Below are 16,249 nucleotides of genomic sequence, written 5' to 3'. Positions count from 1 at the left end.
ATGGGTTTAAACACAAAAGAAGTTGTAGAGCAATTCTATCAATCCAATTTCTATAAAGATGAAGATGTTTTGAGAAGCTATCTGCATCCTGATGTTGAGCTTTCCTGGTACGGTACTACCGGCATGAGGAAACTAAACCTTTCTGGAATAGCCGAGATCAGTGAACAACTGGCAGCATCCTTTGAATCTTTAAGAGCAGAGATAGAAAAGATCGTTGTAGATAAAGAAAATGCCGCGATACATTTTACCTATCATGTCACCACAATCGAAAATCCTGATGAAGAAATGCCTTTGGCGCATTTTGTTGCCATGTGGGAATTAAAGGATGGAAAGCTATTTAAAGGCGTTCAAATTAGTCAGCTAGGAGAGGAAGTGGAAGACAACCCTTGGAATTAAGAACTTAAATAGTATATTTTAAAAACCCTCTAATTGCAGAGGGTTTTTTATTTTATTTATATTCTATGTTTGTAGAATTAAAAAATTATTCTACATTTGTAGAGTAATAAAATAGAACTATGGAACTTTCAAATTCAGAAGAGCAATTAATGCAGATTCTTTGGAAAAAGGATAAAGCTTTTATGAAGGATTTGGTTGAAGCGTATCCCGACCCAAAACCAGCTTTAACTACTGTTGCTACTTTGCTAAAGCGAATGCAGGATAAAAAATTTGTAGGCTATACCCAGATTGGTAGATCCAGAGAATATTTTCCGAAAGTTTCCAAAAAGAATTACTTCTCTAAACAAATGAACGGACTTATCAAGAACTTTTTCAATGATTCCACTTCTCAGTTTGCTTCGTTCTTTACCCAGGAAACAGATCTTTCTGAAAAGGAACTTAGAGAATTGCGAGAACTCATAGACGAGAAGATAAAAAACAAATAAGATGCTGGAATACGTAATAAAATCGGCTTTATGTCTTATAGTTCTTTTCAGTTTCTATAAACTTTTTATGGAAGCTGAATATTTTCATAATATAAAACGGTTTTATCTAATTGGCTCCCTGATCATTTCAATATTACTACCGTTCATTACTATTTCATACTATACTGAAGTACCCATGGGGGAAGTAGGGCAGACTGCTATAGTGAATCAGGTAAGTTCGGATTCAGTATCTGAATTACACCTTTGGCAAGAGCTGCTACCAACAATATTATTCAGTATTTATATTATTGGTTTTTTAATATTTGGAATCAGATTTTATAGAAACCTTCGGGATTTAATAAAAGACGCCAGAACCAATGATCAGCTGGATAAGCTGAATTATATCTATGTTTTGTTAGGAAGAAAAATAGATCCGTATTCTTTCTTTAATTATATCTTCTTAAATAAAAATGATTTCAGGAACGAAAAAATTTCAACTGCGGTTATAGATCATGAAAAAGCACATGTAGACCAGAAGCACTCTTACGACCTTTTGTTTTTGGAGTTACTGCATGTAGTTTTTTGGTTTAACCCCATCTTCTTTTTATTGAAAAGAGCGGTTAAATTAAATCATGAATTCCTGGCCGATGATAGTGTAATAAAGAAAAATATCAATCCGCTGGAATATTCAAATATTCTGGTTCAATATAGCTCGGGGCATCATCAAAATTCATTTGCCAGCCCTATAGGTCATTCATTAATCAAAAAACGAATTATTATGATTACAAAAAGTTTTTCGCCCAGGCGGTTATTTGTAAGATCAGTTATTTTCCTGCCAGTTTTTGCAGGCTGTATTTATCTTTTCAATGAAGATATTGTTGCCATGCCTAATAATATGAAACCGACAGCAGACCATCCAGTTTCTCTAACTGATAAATTTCAGGAAAAAAGAACAATAACTATTAAAGTTGTAGAAGAGAATATCTGGTTAAATAGCAATAAGGTTCAGTTAGAAAATTTTGCAGAAGAATTAGACAAGATCACCTCCAACTGGTCCCCGGAAGAACTAAAGAAGCCCTGGTTTCAAATTGATTTTCAGAATGCAAATACTCAGTTCGTAGAAAGATTAAATGCGGAATATAGAAAAACAAATTTATCTGAAATTTCAGAAACAGAATTTATTGCCCCAAAGCCAGTAGCTCCATCGGGAACTCCGCCACCACCGCCACCGCCACCGGTTCAGAAAAGAAACGATAATGTCCCGGCTCCGCCATCTCCTCCGGCACCGCCAATTTCTCAATTAGATTCAGAGTCCAAAGAAGCAGCAAATGCTCATAGGAAAAAGGCTAAGGAATGGAGAGTTATGAAAGATGTCGAGAGAAATAAAATTGCTGAAGAAAGAAAAAGAATTAGGGAAATTGAAAAAGAGCTTAATGAGAATAAAAATCTGGATAAAAACGCTCGAAGAAAAATGCTCCAGGATGTAAAGAGACAGGAAGCCAAGATACAGCGTAAAATGGTTGTAGTGAAGAGAGAGCAAGCCGAAATAGAAAGAGAACATAGGAAGATGGATCTTGATATGCCCGCTCCGCCAAATCCACCTTCAGCACCAGATCCGCTAGAGTCTATAGATGAATTAGAACAAGAGGGCGGTAGTTTTTATCTTAATGGAAAGAAAATTTCTGCAGCAAAAGCCAGGGAGGTTGTAAAGAAGAAGGAATATTCAAAAATTGACATTTTACAAACAGGTGGTCCTGATGGAAAACTTGAAATTTCAGGGAAATAATTAATTCTTATTTTCATAAATCCCGATTCCTATGAATTGGGATTTTTCATTTAAGGTCAATTTTATAGGAATTTTAAGGTTTTTGGATGCAATAATCCTTAAAATGACTTTAGGGTTTATATTTAAAAACATACTTTTGTAAACCTAAAATTAAAGATACATATGAGCGTTTTAGTCAATAAAAATTCTAAAGTAATTGTGCAGGGCTTTACGGGGAGTGAAGGTACTTTCCATGCTGAGCAGATGATAGAATATGGTACAAATGTCGTTGGTGGTGTGACTCCCGGTAAAGGAGGGCAAAAGCACCTGAACAAACCTGTATTTAATACAGTTTCTGATGCTGTGGAGCAAACAGGGGCAGATGTATCAATTATTTTCGTACCGCCGGCATTTGCCGCTGATGCAATTATGGAAGCTGCCGATGCAGGTATTAAAGTAATAATTACTATTACTGAAGGTATTCCAGTATCTGATATGGTAAAAGCTTCAGATTATATTAAAGATCGCGATTGTAGATTGATTGGTCCTAACTGTCCTGGGGTTATTACTCCTGGAGAAGCGAAAGTTGGTATTATGCCAGGTTTCGTATTCAAAAAAGGTAAAGTAGGGATCGTTTCTAAATCTGGTACACTTACTTACGAAGCTGCAGATCAGGTAGTGAAACAAGGTCTTGGGATTACTACTGCCATTGGTATTGGTGGAGATCCAATTATTGGAACTACTACGAAGGAAGCTGTTGAATTATTGATGAATGATGATGAGACCGAATGTATCGTAATGATCGGTGAAATCGGTGGTCAGTTGGAAGCAGATGCTGCGCAGTGGGTAAAACAAAACGGAAATAGAAAACCGGTTGTAGGCTTTATCGCTGGTGAAACTGCTCCTGCAGGGCGTACCATGGGTCATGCCGGTGCAATTGTTGGAGGTAGTGAAGATACCGCTCAGGCTAAGAAGAAAATCCTTAAAGAGAACGGAATTCACGTTGTAGACTCTCCTGCTGAGATTGGAAAAAAAGTAGCTGAAGTTTTAAATTCATAAGACTTCATTTCTATAATATTCTATTAATCCCTCTTTTAATAAAGAGGGATTTTTATTTTTAATATTTCAGGGATGTAATCCTTTTTCCCGAAGAAATAAGAGTAAGTCTTCAGGATGATTTGTTTGAATAATATCAACCTTCTTTATTTGAAGTAAACGGTCGAAGCCCGGTTGACCTTTTTCCTGGATTTTATCATACTTTTTTATTGAATTCACCCAGATTGAAATTTTCTTTTCTTCAAACGTATTAATGATAGATTTTGGGTAAGCCCTGTGATAAACCTGTACAACATCTATAAAATCATATTTAAATACCTGTTTAATCTTTTTTGTAGTGTAGGCAACTGGCATAATTCTTATCGTGGGATTATAATCATATAAGGCTTCAATCAGTTTTATGTCATTTATAGTGATTATAACTGAATTTTCCATTTCAAATTCAGTTATAAGATCAGCTGCAATTTTCAAGGTTTCCAGCTCATCAATTTTAAAATCCAGATTAAGAATAATTTTATTTCTGGCAAGGCTTAGTACTTCTTCTAAAGCCGGGATCTTTTCTTTAGTAGGTTTTTCTTTAAAAAGTAAATAGCCTTTTTTTATATCTGCCAGGGTATGATCTGATAACAGGCCTTTCATATTTGTAGTTCTATCTAAATGATGATCGTGCAGGAGAACTAATTTTCCGTCTTTGGTTTGCCGAATGTCTATTTCTACAATATCGATCTCATTCCTAATACTTTCTTGTATGGCAGCAATAGAATTTTCAGGATAAGAAGAATGGGAGCCACGGTGAGCTGCGACGAGTATGGTGTCTTCATTTTTGTATAAATCAGTAGAATTTATTCCAGGCTGAAAAGGATTCCAGGTACTTATTATAAATACGAATAGTAAGAGGCTAGAAAAATAATATATGTTGTTCTTATTTTTCATTCTTGATCTTAAAAAACTTAAGTATAAAGTGAAGCTTTCTAAAGTTAAACAATTTTAACTATACCAGAATCTAAGATATAGCGCAATTTGATCAAATAAGATCAGGAAATTTTTATTTAATGCCCTTAAGGTTTTATTATATTTGGAAAGTCAATTAACCAAGATCATTTAATATGAAATGAGCCATAATGAAATTTCGATATAAATCGATATCACTTTTGGCGAATTGCATCTGACCGATCAAAAACATATAAATAAAAACAGATGAAATTATTAGAAGGAAAAAATGCTATAATTACTGGTGGTAGCCGCGGAATTGGAAAAGGTATCGCCGAGGTTTTCGCTCAACATGGAGCTAATGTTGCTTTTACGTATAATTCATCTTCTCAATCTGCTGAAGAACTTGCTAAGGATTTGGAATCTTTAGGGGTTAAGGCAAAGGCTTACCAGTCTAATGCCGCGAGTTTTAAAGAAGCTCAGGAATTGATAGATAGCGTAGTGGAAGATTTCGGTTCTATTGATATTGTAGTTAATAATGCAGGTATCACCAAGGATAATCTCTTAATGCGAATGAGCGAGGAAGATTTTGACAAGGTTATTGAAGTAAACCTTAAATCTATATTTAATATGACCAAAGCCGTTCAGCGTACCATGTTGAAACAGCGTAGCGGAAGTATTATTAACATGAGTTCTGTTGTAGGTGTTACCGGAAACGCGGGACAGGCAAATTATGCTGCTTCCAAGGCCGGAATTATTGGTTTTTCCAAGTCTATGGCTCAGGAATTAGGTTCCCGAAATATCAGGACCAATGTAATTGCTCCGGGCTTTATTGAAACTGAAATGACCGAGAAACTTGACGAGAAGACCGTGCAGGGCTGGAGAGATGCGATTCCATTGAAAAGAGGAGGGAAGCCGGAAGATATCGCCAATGCCTGTGTCTATCTTGGTAGTGATCTTAGCGCTTATGTTACCGGGCAGGTGATTCATGTCGATGGGGGAATGCATACCTAGAATCAAGATTTGTGTTTAGGCTACTTTTAAAGAATTTGTCATTACGTAATGATTTTGATTAACTTAGAACTTTAAGCTGATAACTTCAAACTTTAATGGCATTAAGCACGATTTTATATATAACCCTGGCACTTTTGGTAGCGCTGGGGTTTGCTTTTTTTCAGTATTTATTCCGAAAAAAGAATTTATCAGGGAAAGATTATATTTTCTTTGGAATGAGAACCTTGGCCGTGTTTCTCGTTTTACTTTTACTTATAAACCCGAAGATCATTTCTACGACATATGAGCTTGAAAAGCCTGAACTTGTTATTCTTTCAGATAATTCACAATCGGTTTCTTATCTGGATGAACAGGAGAATCTTTTAAGTATATCCAATAGGCTAGCCGAAAATGATAAGCTCAAAGAGAATTTTCAGGTTAGCAGGCTGAATTTTGGTGAAAAATTGAATATCAGTGATAGCCTTGATTTTTCGGCCACCCAAACCGATATTTTTTCTGCACTCTCTGAAACTGAAAATATTTATTCAGGACGACAATCAGCAATCGTTCTTATTACAGATGGGAATCAGAGTCTGGGAAGAGATTACCGTTATTTTAAAAATAAGCAGAATATCTCGATCTTTCCAGTAATTATTGGTGATACCGCTACTTATAAAGATTTGAGTATTGAAAGGATCAACGCTAACCGGTATGCTTTTCTAAACAACCGATTTCCGGTAGAAGCTTTTTTAAATTACAGCGGAGATGAGAATATTCAGGCCACTGTAAAGATCAAGTCGGGAGATGCTATCCTCTATACTCAAAATATCGAATTCTCAAAGGAGGTAAAATCTCAAATTGTTAGAACCGATCTTCCAGCAAATTCACTGGGGGTTAAAACCTATACTTTTGAAATAGAAGCTTTAGAAAATGAAAAGAATAAACTTAATAATAAACAAAATTTCGCGGTTGAAGTCATAGACGAAAGAACTTCAGTATTGGTATTATCAGATATTTCTCATCCCGACCTGGGCGCACTTCAGAAGTCTATAGAAAGTAATCAGCAAAGAACTGTAGATATAAAATATGTGAATGATAAAAATTTACAAATATCAGAATATCAATTAATTATAATTTATCAGATAAACAGAAGCTTTAATAAATATATTTCTGAAATTTTAGAAAATGACCATAACTATCTATTGATCACAGGAAGTAAAACCGACTGGAATTATTTGAATGATCTTGGTTTAGGTTATACCAGAAGCTCCGTAAACCAGCCCCAGGAATTTTTCCCGGTTTACAATAATACCTTTAGTGCATTTCAATTTGAGGATATTGGATTTGATGATTTTCCACCCTTGCAGGATAAGTTTGGAACATTAGATTATGATGAAAATAAATTCAACATAATGTTGTATCAGGAAATTGAAGGGGTTGAAACGACAGATCCTTTGATGGCTGTAAGTCAAAATTCACCAAAATCAGGATTTCTATTCGGCGAGAATATTTGGAGATGGAGGGCAAAATCCTATCTGGATAATAATTCATTTCAGGAATTTGACGACTTTTTCGGAAAGCTTATTCAGAATCTGGCTAAAAATAGTTTAAAACAAAGATTAACTGTAGAGGTTGAAAACTTCTATTATGCCAATCAAAATGTATTGATATCTGCACAGTATTTCGATGAAAACTACCAGTTTGACTCTGGTGTAAACCTTAAGATTAAAGTAGAAAATAAAGAAAATGAAGATTCTTTTACTTCAGATCTTATTTTGAAAAATAACTTTTACGAGTTAGATGCAGGGGATCTGCCACCGGGAGAATATTTTTTTAATGTTTACGTAGCTGATAAAAATCTTTCTGAATCTGGTAGTTTTGAAGTGATCGATTATAATTCAGAACAGCAATTCGTTTCTGCTAATTTATCCGCGATGAAGTCGTTTGCAGCGAATAATCAAACAGCAGTTTCCTATCCAGATCAACTGGAGGAAGTTATAAATGCCTTATTATCTAAGGATAAGTTCAAACCTGTTCAAAAAAGCCGTCAAAAAAGCCTACCTTTGATAGACTGGTATTACCTGTTGTTTATACTCGTAATTGTACTTGCCGCTGAATGGTTTTACCGAAAATATTTAGGACTAATTTAAATTTCAATTTTATATATGGAAAGATTACCCAAGATCGCAGTGCCTCTTTTTATTGGTATTGTCGTTTTAATAATTTTTATAGCTAAATCTACTGTTACAATAGACTCAGGTGAAGCCGGAGTTTTATACAAAACTTTTGGGGGAGGTGTGGTGACAGATCAACCGCCCTTATCTGAAGGTTTTCATTTTGTAGCTCCCTGGAACAAAGTATTCGTTTATGAAGTACGTCAACAGTCTCTGGATGAAGAAATGACCGTTCTTTCTTCAAATGGATTAGAAATATCTTTAGATGCTTCAGTTTGGTTTCAACCAGAATATGAAGTTTTGGGAAAACTTCACCAGGAGAAAGGAGAGGCTTATATTCAGCGTTTGCTACAGCCGGCGATTCGTTCAGCAACAAGAGCAGTGGTAGGGAGGTATAATCCTGAACAGCTTTACGCAAGTAAACGAGAAGCCATTCAAAAGGAGATTTTTGATGAAACCAATCTTTTACTGGAGGAACAATACGTTCAGGTAAATGAAGTTTTGGTTAGAGATGTTTCTTTGCCTTCAACTATTAAAGATGCGATTGAAAGAAAGCTTAGACAGGAACAGGAATCTCTGGAATATGAATTTAGATTGACCAAAGCTGAGCAGGAAGCAGAACGTCAGCGTATCGATGCTGAAGGTAAGGCAACGGCTAACCGTATTCTTAGTGAATCTTTGACCGATAAAGTTTTAAAAGAAAAAGGTATTCAGGCCACCGTGGAACTGGCTAAATCTCCCAATGCGAAGGTAGTGGTTATTGGTTCTGGTGATGACGGCATGCCTCTTATTTTAGGTAACAACTAATAAACAAATCTTAAAAAATAAATTTCAGGTTTTATTTCTGAAATTTTTAATTAGATTTGAACTCACAATGAAAAAATATACAGTACATCATCATCATTTTTCTACCCACGCTCAGGCGAGGTGTATGTGATATGTTGTAACTATAACTAAATATCATGACCCGTTTGAGTAATCAAACGGGTTTTTTATTTCTAATCGCCAACAAATATTATGAGTAAAGAAAAATTAAGAATTGCGGTTCAAAAATCAGGTCGTCTTTTTGAGGATTCCATTGGAATTTTAAAAGATGCCGGTATATCAATAGATAATGGAAAAGAACAGTTAAAGGCTTCCTCCCGAAATTTCCCCCTGGAAGTCATGTATCTTCGAAACGGGGATATTCCTCAATATCTAAGAGATGGGGTGGTAGATGTTGCTATCATTGGAGAAAACGTATTAATTGAAAAGGGACAGGATATAATTAGAGGCGAGAAACTTGGATTCTCAAAATGTCGGGTTTCCCTGGCAGTTCCCAAATCTTTTAATTACACCGGAATAAAGGACCTGGACGGGCTAAAGATTGCCACTTCATATCCTAACACGGTAAACGATTTTTTAAAGGAGAAAGGTATTTCTGCAGAACTACATATCATTAATGGTTCGGTAGAGATCGCGCCAAATATTGGTCTTGCAGATGCAATTTGCGATATTGTATCCAGCGGTAGCACTCTTTTCAAAAATGGCTTAAAGGAAGTGGAAGTTATGCTGAAAAGTGAAGCTGTTCTGGCAATCTCTCCACAAATTTCCGAAGAGAGAAAGAAAATTCTTGAGAAGCTGCAATTCAGAATGAAATCTGTATTGAATGCGAGGACTTCCAAGTATATTTTAATGAATGTTCCTAACGAAAAACTTGAAGATGTGATAAAGTTGTTACCGGGAATGAGAAGTCCCACGGTCTTACCTTTAGCAGAAGAAGGCTGGAGTTCTGTGCATACAGTCATAAATGAAGAGCGTTTCTGGGAAGTTCTGGATCAACTTAGAGACTTTGGAGCAGAAGGGATTCTTGTCGCTCCAATTGAAAAAATGGTGATTTAATAAACTGCTGAAAATTTAAATTATGAATAAGATTTTGAATCCAACCAAAGCAGACTGGCCGGAGATCCTGAAGAGACCTACGCAAACTGTTGCTGATATTGAGCAAACCGTGAACCAGATCTTCGATGAGATAAAAGCAAAGGGGAACGCTGCAGTTGCAAAATATACAGAGCTTTTCGATGGAATTAAATTAGACGAACTAAGAGTTTCTCCAACTGAAGTTCAGAAGGCGGAAAAAGAGATATCAGAGGAGTTGAAAACTGCGATTAAACTTGCCAAGTCTAATATTGAAAAATTTCATTCTGCGCAGAAAACAGAGAGGGTAAGTGTTGAAACTACCAATGGTGTTAGTTGCTGGCAGGAAAAGAAAGCTATCCAGAAAGTTGGGCTTTATATTCCCGGAGGAACAGCGCCATTATTTTCTTCAATTTTGATGCTTGCCATTCCCGCGAACCTTGCCGGTTGCGAAGAAATCGTTTTATGCACACCTCCAGACAAAGAAGGAAATGTGAATCCGGCAATTCTCTATGCTGCTGAATTATGTGGCGTAACCCAGATCTTTAAAATAGGAGGGATCCAGGCGATTGGAGCTATGACTTTTGGCACAGAGGATGTCCCACAGGTTTATAAGATATTTGGTCCCGGAAATCAATTTGTTACGGTGGCCAAGCAACTTGCTACCAAATACCAGGTTGCGATAGATATGCCGGCAGGACCTTCAGAATTGCTTGTTTTTGCCGATGATTCAGCAAATCCAGCCTATGTTGCTTCAGACCTTTTAAGTCAGGCAGAACATGGTGCGGACAGCCAGGTGATTATGGTTTCAACTTCTGAAAAGTTTATAGATAAAGTTTCAGAGGAGATCGAAGCTCAGGTAAAAGAGCTTCCCAGGAAGGAAATTGCCGATAAAGCTATAGAAAATTCAAGACTTATTTTAGTCAGTTCTAATGATGAGGCCCTTGAAATGATCAATGAATATGCACCGGAACATTTTATTATCTGTTCTGAAAATGAGGATTTCTTTGTAGATAGAATAAGAAATGCCGGTTCGGTATTTATAGGAAATTATACTCCCGAAAGTGCCGGAGATTATGCTTCAGGTACCAACCACACTTTGCCAACGAATGGCTATGCCAGGCAATACAGTGGCGTGAACCTGGATAGTTTTATGAAGACGATCACTTTTCAAAAGATTTCAGAAGAAGGGATTAAAGAAATTGGGTCCTCAATTGAGTTAATGGCGGAAGCTGAAGGATTGCAGGCTCACAAAAATGCGGTAAGTCTTCGATTAAAAGATTTAAAATAAATGAAAGATTTTGATTTAACTAAATTGGTTCGCGCTAATGTGGCTGCGTTAAAGCCATATTCTTCAGCCCGGGATGAATTTACAACCCAGGGCCAGGAAATGATCTTTTTGGATGCCAATGAGAATCCAAATAATAATGGCTTGAATCGGTATCCAGATCCACAGCAATGCAAGGTCAAAGAAAAGCTTGCTGATGTTCGGGAGGTCGCAACCAAGAACATTTTGTTAGGGAATGGAAGTGATGAAGTATTAGATCTTATTTTCCGTGCTTTCTGTGTGCCCGGGAAAGACAATGTGATCACGCTTCCTCCAACTTATGGTATGTATAAAGTGCTTGCCGATATTAATAATATCGAGAATAGAGAGGTTTACCTGGATCACGAATTTGAGCCGGATGTTACGGCAATTTTAAATAAGGTAGACGCTCATACCAAAATGATCTTTCTTTGTTCGCCTAATAACCCTTCAGGGAATTCATTTGATGAAAACAAAGTGAGTAGCATCCTGGATAATTTTAAAGGGCTTGTAGTTATTGATGAAGCTTATATAGATTTTTCTGAAAAGGAGAGCTGGTTGAAAAAGCTGGAATATTTTCCGAATCTAATCGTAACTCAAACCTTTTCAAAAGCATTTGGTTTGGCCGGAATAAGGCTTGGAGCACTTTATGCTTCCAAAGAAATTATTTCGGTTTTAAATAAAATAAAGCCTCCTTATAATGTAAATCAACAAACTCAGGATAAGGCGCTGAAGAGTCTTTCAAACTTAGAAATTATAAAAATTCAAATAGCTGATTTACTGGAAGAAAGACTTACATTATCTAAAGAATTACTTGAGGTTAATTTTATTGCTAAAATTTATAAATCTGATGCTAATTTTCTACTTATGGAGGTAGATGATGCGAATGAAAGATATGATGAGTTATTAGCAAAAGGGATCGTAATTAGAAATAGAAGCAATCAGCCCTTATGTGAAAACTGCCTGAGAATTACAATAGGGACAAAAGAAGAGAATAATCAATTAATCAAAGCATTTAAAGAATTAGATAATGAATAAAGTATTATTCGTAGATCGTGATGGGACCTTGATTCATGAGCCGGAAGACTATCAGATAGACAGTTTAGATAAACTTGAATTTTATCCTGAGGTATTTACCTATCTGGGTAAAATTGCCAAAGAACTGGATTACGAGATCGTGATGGTGACCAATCAGGATGGATTGGGAACCGATAGTTTTCCTGAAACTGATTTCTGGCCTATTCAGAATTTTATAATAAAGACTTTCGAAAATGAAGGTGTGGAGTTTAGCGATGTTTTAATAGACAGAACTTTTGCTAAAGAAAATGCTCCAACTAGAAAGCCTAATACAGGATTACTTCAGAAGAAATTTATTGGGAATCATGATTACGACCTTGAAAATTCCTTTATGGTGGGAGATCGGCTTACAGATATAGAATTTGCTTTGAACTTCGGCGGCAAAGGTATTTTTATAGATAATCATGAAGATCTTGCTCAGGATGAAGTTGGAAATGATAAATCTGAAGTTGAAAAACACATCGCCCTTAAAACCAAATCCTGGAAGGAGATCTATGAATTTCTAAAACTTCAGGATAGAACGGCTTCGATCAAAAGAAAAACCAACGAAACCGATATTGAAATCGATTTGAATCTCGACGGAACCGGTAAAAGCGAAATAAGCACCGGTATTGCCTTTTTTGATCATATGTTAGATCAATTAGCGCGTCACGGACAAATGGATCTTAAAATCCTTGTAAAAGGAGATCTGGAGGTTGACGAGCATCATACTATTGAAGATACAGCAATTGCTCTGGGTGAAGTATTTAGTAAAGCATTAGGTAATAAGCTTGGAATAGAAAGATATGGATTCTGTTTACCTATGGATGATTGTCTGGCTCAGTCGGCAATTGATTTTGGTGGAAGGAACTGGCTGGTTTGGGAAGCAGATTTCAATCGCGAAATGATTGGTAAAATGCCAACTGAAATGTTTTATCATTTTTTCAAATCCTTTACAGACGGAGCAAAAGCTAATTTAAATATAAAAGCTGAAGGAAAAAATGAGCATCATAAGATCGAAGCTATTTTTAAAGCCTTCGCAAAAGCTATAAAAATGGCGGTAAAAAGAGATGCTGAAAAAATGATTTTACCATCTACAAAAGGAATGCTGTAAAGAAGTTAGAATTTAGAAGTGAGAAATTAGTTTCCTTTAAAAGAAACGACTTCCTTAAATTTTATTATGAGAGAAAATCAAAAAATAGTAATTATAGATTATGGTGCCGGGAATATACAGAGTATCAAATTTGCCATTAAAAGGCTGGGTTTAGAGGCGAGACTTAGTAGCGATGCGGAAGAAATAAGGAGTGCAGATAAAGTAATCTTTCCCGGGGTAGGTGAAGCAGGAAGTGCCATGAAAATGCTTCGGTCTACTGGTTTGGATAAGATCATTCCAGGCCTTACCCAGCCGGTTTTGGGGATTTGCCTGGGTATGCAATTGATGTGTAATCATTCTGAAGAAGTTGATACCAAAGGGCTCGGGATCTTTGATGCTGATGTAAAAAGATTTGAAAACAACGTGAAGGTGCCTCAAATTGGTTGGAACCAGATCACCAATCTCGAATCACACCTTTTCGATAATGTTGAAAGTGGCGAGTATGTTTATTTGGTTCATAGTTATTATGTTCCGGAATGTAAGGATGAAATTGCCAGAACAGAATATGGCGTGAATTATTCCACAGCTTTGCATCGGAATAATTTTTACGGAGTACAATTTCATCCGGAAAAAAGCAGTAAAACTGGAGAACATATTTTAAAGAACTTCCTGAATTTAGAACTATAAATTTTATTGAAATAGGAGAATCTTAATTCTCAATACTAAAATCTAAATACTATAATGCGAATTATTCCTGCAATTGATATCATCGAAGGTAAATGCGTTAGACTTTCCAAAGGTGATTATAATACCAAGAAAATATATAATGAGGATCCGCTGGAGGTTGCAAAATCTTTTCAGGACCACGGAATTGAGTATTTACACCTGGTAGATCTTGACGGTGCTAAATCTAGCCACATTGTGAATCATAAGGTCCTTGAAACCATTGCTAGCAAAACATCCTTAAAAATTGATTTTGGCGGCGGATTGAAAACCGATAAGGATCTTCAGATTGCTTTTGAAAGTGGTGCAAATCAGATCACCGGCGGAAGCATCGCTGTAAAGAATCCGGAATTATTCCAAAGCTGGCTTCAGAAATATGGAAATGAAAAGATCATTTTAGGTGCTGATGCTAAGGATAGAAAAATTGCCGTTTCCGGCTGGCTGGAAGATTCAGATAAAGAGATCATTCCTTTTATCCAGAACTTTGAGAAAGCGGGTGTAAGTTATGTGATCTGTACAGATATTTCGAAAGATGGTATGCTTGAAGGTCCTTCATTTGACCTTTATAACGAGATCCTTAGTGAAACTGAAAATATTAAACTGATCGCTTCCGGCGGAATTTCAGAATTTGATGAACTTCCAAAACTTGAAGAACTTGGTTGTGAAGGGGTGATCATAGGGAAAGCGATCTATGAAAACAGGATCAGTTTAAAACAACTGGAAAATTATATTTTAAATCAATAGGAAAATTAAAGACGTCACCCTGAACTTGATTCAGGGTCTCTTAGAAGCTGAAACAAGATAGCTCTACAGAAACCATGCTTCGTCGCTCGTCGTTCGAAACTCAATACTTGAAAAATGTTAACAAAACGAATTATACCCTGCCTTGATATCAAGAATGGAAGAACTGTAAAAGGGATCAATTTTGTCGATCTCAGGGACGCTGGAGATCCTGTAGAACTCGCCGCTGCTTATGCTGAAAAGGGAGCGGATGAATTAGTATTTCTGGATATTTCAGCTACAGAAGAAAAAAGGAAAACGCTGGCAAAACTTTGCTATAAAGTTGCAGAACAACTTAATATTCCTTTTACGGTAGGTGGTGGAATTTCCTCGGTAGAAGATGTGGATATACTTCTGCAGAATGGAGCCGACAAGGTTTCTATAAATTCTTCCGCGGTCAAGAATCCGGATCTTATTAACCAGCTTTCAGAAAAGTTTGGGAGTCAGTGTGTCGTAGTGGCCATAGATGCCAAGAATATAAATGGTAAATGGACCGTTCACCTGGTTGGTGGAAAAGTGCCTACGGAATTGGATCTATTTGAATGGGCTAAAGAAGTTGAGCAACGTGGAGCAGGAGAGATCCTTTTCACTTCTATGGATCATGACGGAACTAAGAATGGTTTTGCCAACGAAGCCCTGGCAAAACTTTCTTCAGAACTGAACATTCCTATCATCGCCTCGGGCGGAGCGGGTAAAATCGAACATTTTAGAGATACTTTTCAAAAAGGAAAGGCAGATGCTGCTTTGGCCGCCAGTGTATTTCATTTTAAAGAGATCGAAATTTTTCAGTTAAAGGAAGAATTAAAATCTGCAGGAATTCCAGTGAGAATTTAAAATAATTTGAAAATTAGTCAATTTGAAAATTTGATGTCGTCAGCTTGAAATTGTTCTCATCAATATGATGAATACCCAAAAAGATTCAGTATAATTCAAATTTCAGGATGACCTATAAAATAATAACATGAATATAGATTTTAATAAAAATAACGACGGACTCGTGCCAGCGATAATTCAGGATTCTAATACCAGGAAGGTTTTAATGCTGGGTTATATGAATGAAGAAGCTTTCCTGAAAACTAACGAAACTAAAAAAGTTACTTTTTTCAGCAGAACCAAAGAACGTTTATGGACCAAAGGCGAAGAAAGTGGAAATTTTCTAAATCTGGTGAACATCAAATTAGATTGTGATAATGATACCTTACTGGTTGAAGTAAATCCCGAAGGACCGGTTTGTCATAAAGGCACTGATACCTGTTGGGCAGAAGAAAATACTGCCGATTACGGGTTCTTATCTAAACTGGAAGGCATTATTGAAAGTCGTCATAAACTAAGTGAAACAGAACCTGAATTAAGAAAGGAGAACGATAATAGTTACGTGGTATCGCTTTTTGATAAGGGAATTAACAAGATTGCCCAGAAAGTTGGGGAAGAAGCAGTAGAAGTAGTGATCGAGGCTAAAGATGATAACGATGATCTATTTCTGAATGAAAGTGCAGATTTGCTTTTTCATTACATGATATTACTAAAGGCCAAAGGATTTGGATTGGAAGATATAGTGAAAGTACTTGAAGAAAGGCACAAATAAAAAAATCCGCTGAATAGTAAAATTCAGCGGAT

General features: G+C 36.3%; 16 protein-coding genes. 15 read left to right on the top strand and 1 reads right to left on the bottom strand.

What is annotated here, in order from left to right; all coding sequences use genetic code 11:
• The 4 genes from LGQ90_RS03800 (at position 1) to sucD (ending at position 3,684) form a co-directional block, all read left to right on the top strand.
• Complete coding sequence (locus tag LGQ90_RS03800) at positions 1-396, top strand: nuclear transport factor 2 family protein (RefSeq protein ID WP_229338266.1); 396 nt, start codon at positions 1-3, stop codon at positions 394-396.
• 119 nt (positions 397-515) lie between these two features.
• On the top strand, positions 516-881 hold the full coding sequence (locus tag LGQ90_RS03795; protein WP_229338264.1) for a BlaI/MecI/CopY family transcriptional regulator: 366 nt from the start codon (positions 516-518) through the stop codon (positions 879-881).
• A gap of 1 nt (position 882) precedes the next feature.
• Entirely contained in the window at positions 883-2,646 is a 1,764-nt protein-coding gene (locus LGQ90_RS03790; protein ID WP_229338262.1) for a M56 family metallopeptidase, read from the top strand.
• A 162-nt stretch (positions 2,647-2,808) separates the two neighbouring features.
• Positions 2,809-3,684 carry a succinate--CoA ligase subunit alpha gene (sucD, locus tag LGQ90_RS03785; RefSeq protein WP_229338260.1) on the top strand — a complete coding sequence of 292 codons (876 nt, stop codon included), beginning with the start codon at positions 2,809-2,811 and terminating at the stop codon, positions 3,682-3,684.
• 66 nt (positions 3,685-3,750) lie between these two features.
• Here sucD and LGQ90_RS03780 read toward each other — a convergent pair whose 3' ends face one another.
• Positions 3,751-4,614, bottom strand: coding sequence for a glycerophosphodiester phosphodiesterase family protein (locus LGQ90_RS03780; protein ID WP_229338258.1), 864 nt, complete (start codon positions 4,612-4,614; stop codon positions 3,751-3,753).
• A gap of 264 nt (positions 4,615-4,878) precedes the next feature.
• Between LGQ90_RS03780 and fabG the strand changes: the two genes are divergently transcribed.
• The 11 genes from fabG (at position 4,879) to hisIE (ending at position 16,217) form a co-directional block, all read left to right on the top strand.
• Complete coding sequence (gene fabG / locus LGQ90_RS03775) at positions 4,879-5,625, top strand: 3-oxoacyl-[acyl-carrier-protein] reductase (protein ID WP_229338256.1); 747 nt, start codon at positions 4,879-4,881, stop codon at positions 5,623-5,625.
• Between the two features lie 95 nt (positions 5,626-5,720).
• A complete protein-coding gene (locus LGQ90_RS03770) occupies positions 5,721-7,754 on the top strand; it encodes a vWA domain-containing protein (RefSeq protein ID WP_229338254.1) in 2,034 nt (677 codons plus the stop codon).
• A 15-nt stretch (positions 7,755-7,769) separates the two neighbouring features.
• The gene (locus LGQ90_RS03765; protein ID WP_229338252.1) at positions 7,770-8,585 is read left to right on the top strand and encodes a prohibitin family protein; all 816 of its coding nucleotides are present in this window, start codon (positions 7,770-7,772) and stop codon (positions 8,583-8,585) included.
• A 210-nt stretch (positions 8,586-8,795) separates the two neighbouring features.
• A complete protein-coding gene (gene hisG / locus LGQ90_RS03760) occupies positions 8,796-9,659 on the top strand; it encodes an ATP phosphoribosyltransferase (RefSeq protein ID WP_229338251.1) in 864 nt (287 codons plus the stop codon).
• A gap of 22 nt (positions 9,660-9,681) precedes the next feature.
• Positions 9,682-10,965 carry a histidinol dehydrogenase gene (hisD, locus tag LGQ90_RS03755; RefSeq protein ID WP_229338249.1) on the top strand — a complete coding sequence of 428 codons (1,284 nt, stop codon included), beginning with the start codon at positions 9,682-9,684 and terminating at the stop codon, positions 10,963-10,965.
• Positions 10,966-12,018 carry a histidinol-phosphate transaminase gene (gene hisC / locus LGQ90_RS03750; RefSeq protein ID WP_229338247.1) on the top strand — a complete coding sequence of 351 codons (1,053 nt, stop codon included), beginning with the start codon at positions 10,966-10,968 and terminating at the stop codon, positions 12,016-12,018. It begins immediately after the preceding gene.
• Positions 12,011-13,150, top strand: a complete 1,140-nt coding sequence (gene hisB / locus LGQ90_RS03745) for a bifunctional histidinol-phosphatase/imidazoleglycerol-phosphate dehydratase HisB (protein WP_229338245.1) — start codon at positions 12,011-12,013, stop codon at positions 13,148-13,150. The genes hisC and hisB overlap by 8 nt, the downstream gene beginning before the upstream one ends.
• Before the next feature lie 66 nt (positions 13,151-13,216).
• Positions 13,217-13,816, top strand: coding sequence for an imidazole glycerol phosphate synthase subunit HisH (gene hisH, locus LGQ90_RS03740; RefSeq protein ID WP_229338243.1), 600 nt, complete (start codon positions 13,217-13,219; stop codon positions 13,814-13,816).
• 54 nt (positions 13,817-13,870) lie between these two features.
• Complete coding sequence (gene hisA, locus LGQ90_RS03735; RefSeq protein WP_229338241.1) at positions 13,871-14,596, top strand: 1-(5-phosphoribosyl)-5-[(5-phosphoribosylamino)methylideneamino]imidazole-4-carboxamide isomerase; 726 nt, start codon at positions 13,871-13,873, stop codon at positions 14,594-14,596.
• 114 nt (positions 14,597-14,710) lie between these two features.
• Positions 14,711-15,466, top strand: a complete 756-nt coding sequence (gene hisF / locus LGQ90_RS03730; RefSeq protein ID WP_229338238.1) for an imidazole glycerol phosphate synthase subunit HisF — start codon at positions 14,711-14,713, stop codon at positions 15,464-15,466.
• A gap of 127 nt (positions 15,467-15,593) precedes the next feature.
• Positions 15,594-16,217 (top strand): bifunctional phosphoribosyl-AMP cyclohydrolase/phosphoribosyl-ATP diphosphatase HisIE, encoded by a 624-nt coding sequence (gene hisIE / locus LGQ90_RS03725; protein WP_229338236.1) that lies wholly within the window; start codon positions 15,594-15,596, stop codon positions 16,215-16,217.
• Positions 16,218-16,249: the final 32 nt, after the last annotated feature.

The organism is Christiangramia sediminis (assembly GCF_020552705.1).
GTDB lineage: Bacteria > Bacteroidota > Bacteroidia > Flavobacteriales > Flavobacteriaceae > Christiangramia > Christiangramia sediminis.
The sequence above is the reverse complement of the archived record's forward strand: the minus strand, read 5'-3'. Positions and strand labels throughout refer to the sequence as shown.